Here is a 14,224-nt window from a genome sequence, read left to right on the forward strand (position 1 = left end):
GAGGACGGTCACCGCTGCACCGGCAGCGGCGGCAGCGCGACCCGCTCGCCCGGCTCGGTCAGCGCCACGTGCGTGCCGGCGCCGGACGCGGCGACGGCGGCGGCGAACTCGCGCGGCGGCTCCACCAGCAGCCGGCGCATCTTCTCGCCGCGGGCACCCGGGGCGCGGGTCAGCCCGGCCGGCGCGAGCGTGCCCCAGTGCACCGGCACCGCGACGCGCGGGCGCAGCAGTGCGACGGCCTCCGCGGCGCGCGCCGGGTCGAGGTGCCCGGGGCCGAGCGAGGGCCCCCAGCCCCAGACCGGCAGCAGCGCGACGTCGGGACGCGGGAGGTCGGCCATGCCGTCGAAGAGGTCGGTGTCGCCGGAGACGTAGACGGTGAGCCCGTCGGCCTCGACGAGGTGCCCCATCGCGCGCGCCTGCGGGCCGCGGGTGGAGCGCGGGCCCCAGCGGTGGCCGCTGTGCGCGGCCTCGACGCCGGTGACGCGCAGGCCGCCATCGACCAGCTCCTCGCCGATCCCCAGCTCCTCGACGCCGCGGATCCCCTTGCCCCGCAACCACTCCCCCGCCCCGCGCGGCACGACGACCGTCGCCCCGGTGAGGCGGCGCAGCGAGGGCAGGTGCAGGTGGTCGGCGTGCAGGTGGGAGAGCAGGACGAGGTCGACGCCCGCGTGGTCGGCCGGGGCGACGGGCGCTGCGGTGCGGCGCAGCGGCCCGACCCGCCCGGTCAGGACCGGGTCGGTCAGCACCACCCGCCCGGCCAGCTCCAACCGGACGGTGGAGTGGCCGAGGAAACGCATCTGCACGGGATCAGTATCGCTGCCGGGGCGTCCACGATCGACTCGCACCCGACCGGTCTCCACCCCCGGCGAGTTCGCCGCGTACCCCCGGCGAGTTCGCCGCGTACCCCCGGCGAGTTCGCCGCGTACCCCCGGCGAGTCGTCCGGCCGTGCTCAGGCGAAGGTCACCGGCTGCCCGGTCGACTCCAGCACCGCCATCCACAGGTCGCCGTGCGGGTCGACCTGGTTGCGCCTGCTCACCGCGGCCGCCATCGGCACGTGCACGAACCGGCGCCGGTAGCGGCCCACCACCATCTCCGTGCGCCCGCTCATCGCGGCGTGCACGGCGGCCTGCGAGAGGCGCACGCAGTAGACGGAGTCGTAGGGGTTGGCGGGGACGCTGCGGATGGCGTAGCTCGGGTCGATGTAGCGGATGGAGGTCTCGATGCCGGCGTCGGCGAAGTGGTCGCCGATGCGGCGGCGCAGGTAGGGCCCGATGTCGCCGAGGCGCGCGTTGCCGGAGGCGTCGGCGTCGGGATCGTGGCCCAGCAGTTCCTGCCCCGCGCCCTCCGCCACCACGACGACGGCGTGCCCGCGCTCCTCCACCCGCCGGCGCAGGTGCGCCAGCAGGCCGCCCTCGCCCTCGAGGCCGAACGGCACCTCCGGGATGAGGACGACGTCGGCACCGCTGCGGGCGAGCGCGGCGTAGCTGGCGATGAAGCCGGAGTGGCGGCCCATGAGCTTGACGAGGCCGATGCCGTTGGCGGTGGAGGTCGCCTCGACGCGCGCGGCGCGGATGGCGTCGCTCGCGTGGGAGAAGGCGGTCTGGAAGCCGAAGCTCTGGTCGATGTAGGGGATGTCGTTGTCGATCGTCTTCGGGATGCCGACGACGGCGATCATCAGGCCGCGCTCGGCGACGGTGGCGGCGATCCGCATGGCCCCGCGCATCGAGCCGTCGCCGCCGACGACGAACAGGACGTTGACGTGCAGCCGCTCCAGGCAGTCGACGATCTCGTCGGGGTCCTGGTGGCCGCGCGAGGTGCCCAGCACCGTGCCGCCGTCGGTGGCGATGTCGCGCACGGACTCGGGCGTCAGGTCGACGACGTCGTGGCCGTAGGAGGGGACGAAGCCCTGGTAGCCGTTGCGGATGCCGATGACGCGGCGCACGCGGTAGTGGTAGGTCAGCGTGCGGACGAGCCCCGCGATCACGTCGTTGAGCCCCGGGCACAGGCCCCCGCAGGTGACGACGGCCGCCCGCGTCTTCGCGGGGTCGAAGAAGATCCTGCGCCGCGGCCCGCACGGCTCCATGCCCGGCAGCTCCGACGCCGGGACGCCGCGCGAGGTGATGCCGGCGAGGGTGTCGTCGAGCAGGACCTTGTCGTCCTCGTCGACGTAGTGCTCGCTGGTGCGGCTGTTGTCGAGCAGCTCGGCCAGCGGGGACGCGATGCGCGCCGGACCGAGGGTCGAGATCGTCAGGTCGGGCGACGGCGACGCGCTGCGCGGCAGGCTGACGACACGGGCGGGCTCGCTCACGGCGCGCTCCTCCTCAGGGCAGGGTCCGGCGCGCCGACGAGCCGGTCTTGACCGGTTCAGTGTGCCGTGCGGCACCCCGTCAGCTCAACCCCATCACCCGGCTGACCGCGATCTCGATGACGACCCGCTCCGGGTTCTCCCGCGGCACGCGGTAGCGCTGCGCGTAGCGGCGCTCGGCGTCGCCGACCGACTCCCGGTCGGTCCGCACCACCGCGGTGCCCTCCAGCGTCGACCAGCGCCCGCCGTCGACCTGCGACACGATCGCCGTACCGCGCTCGGCGGCGTTGCGGGCCTTGGCCGAACCGCCGCGGCAGATCACCCGCGCGATGCCCGCCTCGACGTCGAGCGTGACCCCCACCGGCACGACGTGCGGGCTGCCGTCGGCGCGCAGCGTGACGAGCGTGCAGAGGTGGCGTTCGGTCCAGAACTCGCGGAACCCGTCGGAGACGTCGGTGAGAGTGCGCACGGACGGACGCTATCAACTTGCCATTGCCAACCATTTCTGTTCACCTGATGGGGTGGCGTCTCCAGTGTCCCGTCCAGCCGTCGTGATCGGCGTGCTCGCGTCCTGCGGCCTGGCCGTGTCGCTGATGCAGACCCTCGTCGTCCCCCTCCTGCCGCAGTTCCCGCGCCTGCTGGGCGCGTCGACGTCGACCGTCACCTGGCTGGTCACCGCCACGCTCGTCGCCGGTGCGGTGTGCGCGCCGGTGCTCGGGCGGCTGGGCGACATGTACGGCAAGCGGCGGATGCTGCTGGTCGCGCTCGGGTCCGTCACCGTCGGGTCGGCGCTGGGGGCCGTGGCGCCGGGCATCGAGGTGCTGCTCGTGGCGCGGGTGCTGCAGGGCGCGTCGCTGGGCGTCGTGGCGCTGGGGATCAGCATCATGCGCGACCTGCTGCCCGCCGAGCGCGTCGGCAGCGGCGTCGCACTGATGAGCTCGTCGCTGGGCATCGGCGGGGCGATCGGGTTGCCGCTCACCGGCTTCGTCGCGCAGCAGACGAGCTGGCGGTGGCTGTTCGTCGGCGCCGCGGTGCTCGGGGCGGCGCAGTTCCTGCTGGTGCGCCGGGTCGTCGCGGAGTCGCCGTCGCGGTCGGGCGGGCGCTTCGACCTCCCCGGCGCGCTGGGCCTGTCCGCCGCGCTCGTCTGCCTGCTGCTCGCGATCTCCAAGGGCAGTGACTGGGGCTGGGGCAGCCCGGTCGTGCTCGGCCTGCTCGTGGCCGCCGTCGTGCTGTTCGTCGCGTGGGGGCGGATGGAGCTGCGGTCGGCGTCGCCGCTGGTCGACCTGCGCACCACGGCCCGCCCCGCCGTCCTGTGGACGAACCTCGGCTCGATCCTCATCGGCTTCGCGATGTTCGCGCAGTTCCTGGTCACGACGCAGCTGCTGCAGGCGCCGGTGGAGTCGGGCTACGGGTTCGGCTTCTCGCTGATCACGGCCGGGCTCGTCCTGCTGCCGATCGGCGGGGCGATGGCGGTGTTCTCCCCCGTCTCCGCCCGGCTGTCGGCGCGGTTCGGCCCGCGGGCGACGCTCACCGCCGGCACGGTCGTGCTGATCGCCGGCAACCTGTCGATGGCCGCGCTGCCCGGCTCGATCGCCCTGGTGATGGCGGCGGCGACGGTCACCGCCATCGGCGCGGCGCTGTCCTACTCCGCGCTCCCGCTGCTGATCATGGACGCGGTGCCGCCGACCGAGACCGCCGCCGCCAACAGCCTCAACACCCTGATGCGCATGCTCGGCACGTCGTCGTGCAGCGCGGTGGTGGCGGCCGTGGCGAGCGGCCTGACCATCACGGTCGGTGGGACGGTGCTGCCGGCGGCCACGGCGTACACGGTGGTCTTCCTGGCGGCGGCGGGGGCGGCGACGGCGGCGGCGGTGATCTCGGCGCTGACGCCGCGCGCCCCGCACCCCACCTCGGCGCCGAGGATGAGCGCGGCGGCGGCCTGACGGGCCTCTCGCCGGGCACCAGCGGCGAACTCCCGCCGCGGAGGGGCGAACTCGCCGGGCACCAGCGGCGAACTCGCGCGGCGGAGGGGCGAACTCGCCGGCGTGTGGAGGGCGTCAGGTGGGCGGGCGGAAGATCATGCAGCTGCTCGTCGCGTGGGCGCACAGCCGGTCCTTGCCGTCGTACAGCCGGGCCTCCGCCAGCGCCGTCCGCCCACCCAGGTGCACGACCAGGCCCTCGCACCGCACCGGCCCGGAGCCCTCGCCCAGGCCGCGCAGGAACTTCACGCTGAGGTCCAGGCTCGTGTAGCCGACGCCGGCCGGCAGGGCGGAGTGCACCGCGCAGCCCGTGGCCGAGTCGAGCATGGTCGCGTACACCCCGCCGTGGACCGAGCCGAGCGGGTTGAAGTGGTACTCCGCGGGCTCCAGCCCGAACACCACGCGCCCCTCCTCGACCTCCAGCAGCGCCATGCCGAGCGTCGAGCCGATGGGTGCGAGCGGGACCTCCCCCGCGAGGACCCGGCGCAGGAACGTGAGCCCGTCGACGCCCTCCGCTGCGGCTGCGGTCGCCATCGGGTCCTCCCAGCGGTGCGTGCGCTCGCGCACGGCGGTCGGGGGTGTCGGGGTCGGGGCGGCGGTCATGCCGGCTCCTCCAGGGGAACGGGTGTGGGTGCGGGGGCGGAGCGGGCCCGGGCGGCGCCGACGACGACCCCGCACAGGACCGTGACGATCCCACCCGCGGCCATGGCGATCCAGGACGTGCGGAACGCCTCGAACGACGAGCCCGCCGCGGCCAGCCCGGACAGCAGCAGCGCGATGCCGAGGACGGCGCCGATCTGGCGGGCGCAGGTGCCGACGGCGCTGCCCGTGGCGAAGCGCGTGGGCGGCAGCTCCGACACCGCCGCCGTGCCGAGCCCGGCGTAGACGGCGCCGACGCCGAGGCCGGTGAGCAGCTGCCCGGGCAGGAACACGGTGAGCCACGCCGGGTCGGGCCCGACGGCGACCGCGAACAGCACGCAGCCCGCCGTGAACAGCAGCCCCCCGGCGACGACCGACGCGCCGGCGCCGAACCGGTCGGTGAGCCGCCCGCCCACCGACGACGCCACCGCGGCCATCAGCGGCCCGGGCGTGACGGCGAGCCCGGCCGTGAGGACGTCGTACCCCCAGACCCCGGTGAGGAACAGGATGTTGGACAGCAGCAGGGCGTAGAAGCCCCCGGAGAACACGAGGTAGCCCGCGATCGAGCCGGCGAAGCTGCGCAGCCGGAACAGCGCGGGCTCCACGAGAGGGCGCGCGACGCGGGCGCTGCGGACGCCGAACAGCACCAGCAGCACGGCGCCGGCGACCAGCGGCCACACCGCGTCGCCCCAGCCGCCGTCCTCCCCGCGCACGATCCCCAGCGACACCGCGGCGACGCCGGTCCCGAGCAGCACGACCGAGACGAGGTCGGGCAGGCGCGCGTCGGGGTCGCGCGACTCGACGAGCACGAACCGCGAGGCGACGAGCGTCAGCAGGACGACCGGCAGGTTGACGAAGAACACCGCGCGCCAGCCGAAGGCGTCGACGAGCACGCCGCCCAGCGCCGGGCCGGTGGCCGCGGCGATCGCGCCGGTGGCGCCCCACAGCCCGACGGCCGCGCCGCGCCGCTCCGGCGGGAACGCCGGGAGCAGCAGCGCGAGCGAGGCGGGCGCGAGCAGCGCGGCGGCGACGGCCTGCGCCGCGCGCGCGGCGATGAGCGCGCCCGCCGTCGGCGCCACCGCGCAGGCCAGCGAGGCCAGCCCGAACAGCACCAGCCCGACGCCGAAGATGCGGCGCCTGCCCCGGGCGTCGGCCAGCCGGCCGGCGGGGATGAGCAGCGCCGCGAACACGACGTTGTAGGCCGTGAAGACCCACGAGAGGTCGGCCAGCGACGTCTCGGGCCAGGTCTCCCGGACGTCGGGGAAGGCGATGTTGACGATCGTGACGTCGAGGAAGACCAGGAAGGCCGCGAGCGACGTCACCGTGAGCACGAGGGCGGGCCGCTGAGTTCTCATGGTGGACGCAGACAAGCACGCTGCGTCCTCGCGCGCAACCCATCCGCGGGATACCCTGGCCGCATGGACTTCAGGGAGCTGCCCAGCGGCCGCTGCTCCGTGGCCCGGACCGCGGCGCTGGTGGGCGACGCGTGGACCGTCCTCGTGCTGCGCGACCTGTTCAACGGCATCCGCCGCTTCGACGACCTGACGACCCACCTCGGCATCGCGCGCAACGTGCTCACCCGGCGGCTGTCCACGCTCACCGAGCACGGCCTCGTCGAGAAGGTGCCCTACCGCGAGCCCGGCCGCCGCGAGCGCCACGAGTACCGGCTCACCCCGGCGGGCCGCGACCTGCGCCCCCTGCTGCTCGCGATGATCGACTACGGCGACCGCCACCTGGCCGGCTCCGACGGCCCGCCGATGCGCGTCGAGCACGCCGGGTGCGGCGCGCCGGTGCACGTCGAGGTGCGCTGCGCCGAGGGCCACCTGGTGGAGTCCGGGACCCGCCTGCACACCGTCGCGCTCGAACCGGCCCTGCGGGCGGGGTGACGGCAGGGCGCTCCGGTTGGCGCGCACGGGCGCGGGGTACGCCCGCCACCATGGGTGACTACGAACGCAGCGCGACCGTCGAGGCCGAGCCCGGCGTCCTGTTCGACTACCTCTCCGACGTCGAGAACCTCCCGCACTACTTCGCCGCGATGCGGTCGGCCGAGCCCGCGGGCGGCGAGAAGGTGCACACCGTCGCGGAGGTGGAGGGCACCGAGCGCGAGGGCGACGCCTGGTTCACCGCCGAGGAGGAGTCGCGCACCATCCGCTGGGGCGCCCCCGGCCCGCACGACTACAGCGGCGAGCTCGAGGTCACCGGCGCCGCCTCCGGCTCGCAGGTCACCGTGCGCCTGCACACCGAGCACGTCGAGGACGACCGGATCGAGCGCGGGCTCGAGGAGACCCTCGACGCGATCAAGCGCAACGTCGAGCAGGGCGCCGACCCCGCCGCGCCGTAGGCGTCACTCGTGCCGCACGTCGCGCCGGATCGGGTGGTCCGGCGGCACCTCGACGAGCACGATGCGGACGCCGTCGGGGTCGGCCAGCCACATCTCGCGCAGGCCCCACGGCTCCGTCCGCGGCTCCCGCACGACGTGCGCGGCGAGCTCGGCGGCGGCCGCGTCGAGGTCGCGGACCTGCAGCCACAGGGCCACGCCGGTGCGCTCCCCCGGCTCCCGCGCGCCCGACACCTCGACGAACCCGTTGCCCGCGAAGAACACCGTGCCGCCGGGGAACTCGCGGGCGATCGCGAGGCCCAGGACGTCGCGGTAGAAGGCGAGCGTGACGTCGTGGTCGGCGGGGCGCAGCAGGACGCGCGACGAGAGGATCTCCACGCGTCAGCCCGGGTGCGCGGCGAGGTGGTCGAGCAGGCGCGCGGCGAGCTCGTCGGGCGCCTCCTCGGGGACCCAGTGGCTGACCCCGCGCAGCTCCGCGTAGGTGTAGGGCGCGGTGACGTGGCGGTGCGTGAGCTCGATGCCCTGCCGGGTGATCGCCGTGTCGCCGTCGCTCCACACGAACAGCGTGGGCACGGTGACGGGCGGGTCGCCCTCGCGCAGGTCGCCGACGGCGATGCCCCGGTACCAGTTGAGCGCGGCGGTGAGCGCGCCCGGCTGCGCCATCCGCTGCGCGTCGCGGCGGGCGCGCTCGGGCGTCTGACCGGTACGGCGCAGCGCCCCCTCCAGCACCGGCGACCAGCCCCGGTCGTCGGGGCGCAGCAGCCGCTCAGGCACCCACGGCAGCTGGAACGCCCCGACGTACCAGGACGCGAGCACCTGCCGGGTCGTCACGAGCGAGCGCGCGTAGGCCGCGGCGGGCGGCACCGAGACCGCGGTGAGCGAGCGCACGGCGTCGGGGTACCGGCTCGCGAGCCGCCACGCGACCGCCGCGCCCCAGTCGTGGCCGACGACGTGCGCGCGGCCGCCCGCGCGCTCGGCGATCACCACGAGCGCGTCGGAGGTCAGGTCGGCGACCCGGTAGGCGCCGCGCCCGGACGGCCGCGCACCGGCCGCGTAGCCGCGCTGCTCGGGCGCGATCGTGCGGTAGCCGGCGTCGTGCAGCGCGGGGACCACCTCGTCCCAGGACTCCGGTCCCTGCGGGAAGCCGTGCAGCAGCAGGACCGGCGGGCCGTCGGGCGGGCCGGCCTCGCGGACGTCGAGCGTGCCCACCGGGATGCGTACCGCCGTCGTTCGTACCGTCACGCGCCCATCATGGCGGGTTTCACCTCGGTTCCCCCGGCCGCAGGTTGTGCCGCCCCCGCCGGGTCGGCTTGGGTGGGTCCCGGCCGGTGACCCCGGCGCACCGGACGAGGGGAGCGAGATGAACCAGGCGTTCCAGCGCATCGCGATCGTCAACCGCGGCGAGCCCGCCATGCGGTTGATCCATGCCGTGCGGGAGTGGAACGCCCAGCCCGACCGCGTGCCCTTGCGGACGATCGCGTTCTACACCGCGGTCGACCGGGCCGCGATGTTCGTGCGCGAGGCGGACGAGTCGGTCCTCATCGGTTCCGACGACCCGGACCAGGCGTTCACCGGCACCAACCCCTACCTCGACTACGCCGAGCTCGAGCGCGCGCTCAAGGAGTGCCGCGCCGAGGCCGTGTGGCCCGGCTGGGGCTTCGTCTCCGAGCGCGCCGAGTTCGCGCAGCTGTGCGCCGACCTGGGGATCGTGTTCATCGGCCCCTCGGCGCAGGTGATGGAGCGCCTCGGCGACAAGATCGCCGCGAAGAAGCTGGCCGAGGAGGTGGGCGTCCCGCTGGCGGCGTGGAGCGGCGGGCCCGTCGCCGACGTCGAGGACGCGCGCCGGCACGCGGAGACCATCGGCTACCCGCTGATGGTCAAGGCCACGGCGGGCGGCGGCGGGCGCGGCATCCGCAAGGTCAACGCGCCCGAGGAGCTGGCCGAGGCGTTCGAGCGCGCGGGGTCGGAGGCCGCGAAGACCGCGGGCGACGCCACCGTGTTCCTGGAGCGCGCGATCTCCGGCGGGCGCCACGTCGAGGTGCAGGTCGTCGCCGACGCCACCGGTGACGTGTGGACGCTCGGCGTCCGCGACTGCTCGGTGCAGCGGCGCAACCAGAAGGTGCTGGAGGAGTCCGCGTCCACGGCGCTCGACGCCGAGCAGGAGCAGCTGCTGCGCGACTCCGCGGCGGCGCTGGCGAAGGCCGCGGGCTACGTCAACGCGGGCACCGTCGAGTTCCTTTACGAGCCCAAGGAGCGGCTGCTGTCGTTCCTGGAGGTCAACACCCGGCTGCAGGTGGAGCACCCCGTCACGGAGGTGACCACCGGCGTCGACATCGTCAAGCTGCAGCTGCACGTCGCGATGGGCGGGAAGCTCGTCGACATCGCCCCGGAGGCGCCGCCCGCGCGCGGGCACGCCATCGAGGCCCGGCTCACCGCGGAGGACCCGGAGAACGGCTTCGCGCCCGCACCGGGGCGGATCGACCACCTCGCCCTGCCCAGCGGCCCCGGCATCCGCGTCGACACCGGCGTGGCCGCGGGCGACGTCATCCCGCCGCAGTACGACTCGATGATCGCCAAGATCATCGCCTGGGGCCGCGACCGCGAGGAGGCCCGCGGCCGGCTCGGCCGCGCCCTGCGCCAGACGGCCGCGGTGATCGAGGGCGGCACCACGAACAAGGCGTTCCTCATCGACCTGCTCGGCCGCCCGGAGGTCCTCACCGGCGAGACCGACACCACCTGGCTCGACGGCCTCATGGCCGCGGGCTACACCCCGCCCCAGCGCCTCGACGTCGCCCTGCTCGCCACGGCGGTGGAGGCGCAGGAGGCGCACGTCGCCCGCCAGCGCGAGCGGCTGTTCGCCTCCGCCGAGCGCGGGCGGCCCGAGGTCGGGCACGAGACCTGGTACCAGGTCGACGTCCGCGCGGGCGGCGAGTCCTACCGGCTGCACGTCGCCCAGGCGCGCGGCACGCGCTACCGGGTCCTCCTCGACGGCACCGCGCTCGACGTCGACACCGAGCGCACCAGCCGCTTCGAGCGCCGCCTCACCGTCGGCGGGCAGACCTACTCGGTGCTCACCGCGCCACAGGACCCGGACGTGCTCGTCGAGGTCGACGGGGCCGTGCACCGGATCTCCGGCGGCGAGGTCGGGCTCGTCCGCGCGCCCGCCCCGGCGATGGTCGTCTCGATCCCGGTGTCCGCGGGCGACGAGGTCGAGGCCGGCGACGTCGTCGCGGTCGTGGAGAGCATGAAGCTGGAGACGGCGCTGCGCGCGCCGGTCGCGGGCCGCGTCGCGGAGATCCTCGTCGACGCGAACACGCAGGTCGAGGGCGGCACGAAGCTCGTCCGCCTCCAGCCCGACACCGACGCCGAGGCGGGCCCCGGCGGGCAGCGCGTCGACTTCTCGGCGCTCACCGGCGTCGACGCGCGCCCGTCCGACAGCGCGACCGACGCCGCCGACGCGCTGAACTCGCTGCGCTACCTCGTCCTCGGCTTCGACATCGACGACCGCGACGCGCGCCCGCTGCTCGCCCGCCTCACCGCCGCCCGCGACGCGCTGGCGCCCGACGACCCGGCCGTCCTGGCCGGCGAGACCGCCGTCCTGCGGATCTTCTCCGACCTCGCCGCCCTCTCGCGCAACCGCCGCGGCTCCGTCGACGGCGAGCCGACCGGCGAGCAGGAGCGCAACCCGCAGGAGTACCTGCACGCCTACCTCCGCTCGCGCGACGCGGAGGCCGAGGGGCTGCCCGAGTCGTTCCAGGCCCGGCTGCGGCAGGCGCTGGCGCACTACGGCGTGCCCGACCTGGAGCAGTCCGACGCCCTGTCCGGCGCGCTCTACCGGATGTTCCTCGCGCACCGCCGCGCCTCGGCGCACGTGCCGGTGGTGCTCGCGCTGCTGCAGTGGCGCCTCACGCACCCCGACGCGCTGCCGGAGTCCGCGCGCGAGGAGTACCTGCGCACGCTCGACCAGCTCGTCACGGCCACCCAGCTGCGGCACCCGGTCGTCGGCAGCCTGGCGCGGCGCGTCCGCTACACCTGCTTCGACGCCCCGCTGATCGCCGCCGAGCGGGCCGCCGGGCAGCAGCAGGTGCGCGCGCAGCTCGACGTGCTGCCCGAGCCGGGCGACCCCGCCCGGGCCGAGGGCATCGAGCGGATCGTGGCCGCCGCGGAGCCGATCCTCGACGTGTTCGGCGAGCAGCACCACGCCGCGATGCTCGAGGTGATGACCCGGCGCTACTACCGGATCCGGCCGCTGCGCGACGTCACCGTCTCCGACCGCGGCGGGCGCCCCCTGCTGACGGCGACCTACACCCACGACGGCGGCGAGGTCACGGTCCTCGCCACCACCGTCTACACCTCCCCCGACGCGCCGGCCGGCACCGACCCGCGGGCGGTGCAGGGCGACCTGCGGCGGCTGCTGCTGCAGGTCCCGGCGGGATCGAAGGTCGCGCTCGACCTCTACGTGATCGCCGGCGAGGCGCCCGACGCCGACCCCGAGCGGTCCGCGGAGAAGATCCTGGCGCTGCTGGGCCGGCTGCCCGAGCCGCTCGCGCAGGTGGCCGTCGCCGTCCGGCGTCCGCGGGGCGACGAGCGCTCGGCGTGGTTCACCTTCCGTCCCGGGCCCGACCGGCGGCCCGTCGAGGACACCACGCTGCGCGGGCTGCACCCGATGGTCGCCGAGCGGCTGGGCCTGTGGCGCTTCGGCGACTTCACGCTCACGCGGCTGCCCTCGCCCGTCGACGTCCACCTGTTCCGCGCCGTCGGCCGCAACGTGCCCGACGACGTGCGCCTGCTCGCGCTGTCCGACGTCCGCGACGTCACCGTGCAGCGCGCCGACGACGGCACGATCCGCGCGATCCCGCAGCTCGAGCACGTCCTCGACGCCTGCCTCGACGCACTGCGCTCGGCCCGCGCCGCCAGCCGCGCCGACGCGAAGCTGGAGTGGAACCGCGTCCTGCTCTACGTGTGGCCGGTCGCGGACCTCCCGCTCGCCGACCTCGACTCGCTGGTCCGCCTGCTCGCACCACGCAGCGACGCGCTCGGGCTGGAGCAGGTGATGGTGCAGTTCCGGCTGGCCGATCCGGCGGGTGGGGAGCCCTCGGAGCAGCTGCTGCGCCTGTCGCGCCCGCCCGGCGCCGGGCTCACGGTGCGGGTCACCGACCCGCCCACGGAGCCGATGCGCGAGCTCGACGCCTACGCGCAGAAGGTGATCCGCGCGCGGCGCCGCGGCGCGGTCTACCCCTACGAGCTCGTGCCGATGCTGCTGCGCAACCCCGACCCCGGGGGCCGGCCGGGAGTGTTCACGGAGTACGACCTCGGCGAGGGCGGCTCGCCCGTCGTCGTCGAGCGCCCGCCCGGCGGCAACACCGCCAACCTCGTGCTCGGCACGATCACCACGCCGACCGAGCGCTACCCCGAGGGCATGACGCGCGTCGTCCTGATCGGCGACCCGACGAAGGCCCTGGGCGCGCTGGCGGAGCCCGAGTGCGCGCGCGTGATGGCCGCGCTGGAGCTCGCGCGGCGCCTCGACGCGCCGATCGAGTGGTTCGCGGTGTCGGCCGGCGCGAAGATCGCGATGGACTCCGGCACCGAGAACATGGACTGGATCTCCCGCGTGCTGCGCGGGATCATCGAGTTCACGCAGGCCGGCGGCGAGCTCAACGTGGTGGTCACCGGCATCAACGTCGGCGCCCAGCCGTACTGGAACGCCGAGGCCACGATGCTCATGCACACCAAGGGCATCCTGGTGATGACGCCGGAGAGCGCGATGGTGCTCACCGGGAAGCAGAGCCTCGACTACTCCGGCGGCGTCAGCGCCGAGGACAACTTCGGCATCGGCGGCTACGACCGGATCATGGGCCCGAACGGGCAGGCGCAGTACTGGGCGCCCGACCTGTCCGGCGCCGTCGACGTCCTGCTGGCCCACTACGGGCACACCTACCGCGCGCCGGGTGAGCGGTTCCCGCGGCCCGCGCCGTCGTCCGACCCTGTCGACCGCGACGTCTCGCCGTCGCCGCACAGCGGGCCGGGCTGCGACTTCACGACCGTCGGCGAGATCTTCTCCTCGGTCACGAACCCCGAGCGCAAGAAGCCCTTCGACATCCGCTCGGTCATGGCCTCGGTCGCCGACGCCGACCACCCGACGCTGGAGCGCTGGGCCGACATGATCGACGCCGAGGGCGTGGTCGTGATGGACGCGCACCTGGGCGGGCAGCCCGTCGCGATGCTGGGGATCGAGTCGCGGCCGCTGCCGCGGCGCGGGCGGATCCCCGTCGACGGGCCGTCGTCGTTCACGGCGGGCACGCTGTTCCCGAAGTCGTCGAAGAAGACGGCGCGGGCGATCAACGCGGCCAGCGGCAACCGCCCGCTGGTGGTGCTGGCCAACCTGTCGGGCTTCGACGGGTCGCCGGAGTCGCTGCGCGAGGTGCAGCTGGAGAACGGCGCGGAGATCGGGCGGGCCGTCGTCAACTTCGACGGGCCGATCGTGTTCTGCGTGGTGTCGCGCTACCACGGCGGCGCGTTCGTCGTGTTCTCGAAGACGCTGCACGACAACATGCAGGTCGCCGCCGTCGAGGGCTCCTACGCGTCGGTGATCGGCGGCGCGCCCGCCGCGGCGGTCGTCTTCGCGGGCGAGGTCAACAAGCGCACGGCGGCCGATCCGCGGGTGGCCGGGCTGGTCGCCCGGATCGCCGAGGCCGAGCAGGCGGGCGACGACGCCGAGGCCGGGCGGCTCACCGCGGAGCTGGCGGCGGTGCGGCCCAGCGTGCGCTCGGAGAAGCTGGGGCAGGTGGCCGACGAGTTCGACACCGCGCACAGCGTGCAGCGGGCGAAGCGGGTGGGCTCGATCGACGAGATCGTGCCGGGCCCTGAGCTGCGGCCCTACCTCATCGCCGCGGTGCGCAAGGGGATGGAGCGGGCGCTGGCGCAGGCCTGACCCGTGAGTGGATACGAGTGCTCCGGCACCC

General features: G+C 75.1%; 11 protein-coding genes. 4 read left to right on the forward strand and 7 right to left on the reverse strand.

Going from position 1 to position 14,224, the window contains the following annotated elements; translation table 11 throughout:
• Window positions 1–8: 8 nt before the first annotated feature.
• From HOP40_RS01420 to HOP40_RS01430, 3 genes are all read right to left on the reverse strand, one after another.
• A complete protein-coding gene (locus tag HOP40_RS01420) occupies window positions 9–797 on the reverse strand; it encodes an MBL fold metallo-hydrolase (RefSeq protein ID WP_172167667.1) in 789 nt (262 codons plus the stop codon).
• A gap of 153 nt (window positions 798–950) precedes the next feature.
• The gene (locus HOP40_RS01425) at window positions 951–2,309 is read right to left on the reverse strand and encodes an ATP-dependent 6-phosphofructokinase (RefSeq protein WP_240157457.1); all 1,359 of its coding nucleotides are present in this window, start codon (window positions 2,307–2,309) and stop codon (window positions 951–953) included.
• A gap of 79 nt (window positions 2,310–2,388) precedes the next feature.
• On the reverse strand, window positions 2,389–2,775 hold the full coding sequence (locus HOP40_RS01430) for a pyridoxamine 5'-phosphate oxidase family protein (protein ID WP_172154033.1): 387 nt from the start codon (window positions 2,773–2,775) through the stop codon (window positions 2,389–2,391).
• Between the two features lie 64 nt (window positions 2,776–2,839).
• Here HOP40_RS01430 and HOP40_RS01435 point away from each other — a divergent pair, with 64 nt between their 5' ends.
• On the forward strand, window positions 2,840–4,249 hold the full coding sequence (locus HOP40_RS01435; RefSeq protein ID WP_275691331.1) for an MFS transporter: 1,410 nt from the start codon (window positions 2,840–2,842) through the stop codon (window positions 4,247–4,249).
• A gap of 114 nt (window positions 4,250–4,363) precedes the next feature.
• Here the strand turns inward: HOP40_RS01435 and HOP40_RS01440 are convergent, their stop codons facing one another.
• Window positions 4,364–4,888 carry a PaaI family thioesterase gene (locus tag HOP40_RS01440; RefSeq protein WP_172154034.1) on the reverse strand — a complete coding sequence of 175 codons (525 nt, stop codon included), beginning with the start codon at window positions 4,886–4,888 and terminating at the stop codon, window positions 4,364–4,366.
• On the reverse strand, window positions 4,885–6,279 hold the full coding sequence (locus HOP40_RS01445) for a DHA2 family efflux MFS transporter permease subunit (protein ID WP_172154035.1): 1,395 nt from the start codon (window positions 6,277–6,279) through the stop codon (window positions 4,885–4,887). Before HOP40_RS01445 ends, HOP40_RS01440 begins: the two co-directional genes overlap by 4 nt.
• Window positions 6,280–6,342: 63 nt before the next feature.
• Between HOP40_RS01445 and HOP40_RS01450 the strand changes: the two genes are divergently transcribed.
• Both HOP40_RS01450 and HOP40_RS01455 read left to right on the forward strand, forming a co-directional pair.
• Window positions 6,343–6,810 (forward strand): winged helix-turn-helix transcriptional regulator, encoded by a 468-nt coding sequence (locus HOP40_RS01450; RefSeq protein ID WP_172154036.1) that lies wholly within the window; start codon window positions 6,343–6,345, stop codon window positions 6,808–6,810.
• Between the two features lie 50 nt (window positions 6,811–6,860).
• The gene (locus tag HOP40_RS01455; RefSeq protein WP_172154037.1) at window positions 6,861–7,265 is read left to right on the forward strand and encodes an SRPBCC family protein; all 405 of its coding nucleotides are present in this window, start codon (window positions 6,861–6,863) and stop codon (window positions 7,263–7,265) included.
• A 3-nt stretch (window positions 7,266–7,268) separates the two neighbouring features.
• On the opposite strand, the gene HOP40_RS01460 is transcribed toward HOP40_RS01455, so the two are convergent.
• A complete protein-coding gene (locus HOP40_RS01460; protein WP_172154038.1) occupies window positions 7,269–7,640 on the reverse strand; it encodes a VOC family protein in 372 nt (123 codons plus the stop codon).
• A 3-nt stretch (window positions 7,641–7,643) separates the two neighbouring features.
• Complete coding sequence (locus HOP40_RS01465) at window positions 7,644–8,504, reverse strand: alpha/beta fold hydrolase (protein ID WP_240157458.1); 861 nt, start codon at window positions 8,502–8,504, stop codon at window positions 7,644–7,646.
• A gap of 118 nt (window positions 8,505–8,622) precedes the next feature.
• Here HOP40_RS01465 and HOP40_RS01470 point away from each other — a divergent pair, with 118 nt between their 5' ends.
• Window positions 8,623–14,193 (forward strand): ATP-binding protein, encoded by a 5,571-nt coding sequence (locus HOP40_RS01470; protein ID WP_172154039.1) that lies wholly within the window; start codon window positions 8,623–8,625, stop codon window positions 14,191–14,193.
• Window positions 14,194–14,224 lie beyond the last annotated feature (31 nt).

Origin of the sequence: Pseudonocardia broussonetiae, from assembly GCF_013155125.1 — a bacterium.
Taxonomy (GTDB): domain Bacteria; phylum Actinomycetota; class Actinomycetes; order Mycobacteriales; family Pseudonocardiaceae; genus Pseudonocardia; species Pseudonocardia broussonetiae.

Bases quoted from the DNA above. Each gene is read 5' to 3' on its own strand.
- HOP40_RS01445 (WP_172154035.1), bottom strand. From the start codon at position 6,279: ATGAGAACTCAGCGGCCCGCCCTCGTGCTCACGGTGACGTCGCTCGCG.
- HOP40_RS01440 (WP_172154034.1), bottom strand. From the start codon at position 4,888: ATGACCGCCGCCCCGACCCCGACACCCCCGACCGCCGTGCGCGAGCGC.
- HOP40_RS01420 (WP_172167667.1), bottom strand. From the start codon at position 797: ATGCGTTTCCTCGGCCACTCCACCGTCCGGTTGGAGCTGGCCGGGCGG.
- HOP40_RS01450 (WP_172154036.1), top strand. From the start codon at position 6,343: ATGGACTTCAGGGAGCTGCCCAGCGGCCGCTGCTCCGTGGCCCGGACC.
- HOP40_RS01470 (WP_172154039.1), top strand. From the start codon at position 8,623: ATGAACCAGGCGTTCCAGCGCATCGCGATCGTCAACCGCGGCGAGCCC.
- HOP40_RS01455 (WP_172154037.1), top strand. From the start codon at position 6,861: ATGGGTGACTACGAACGCAGCGCGACCGTCGAGGCCGAGCCCGGCGTC.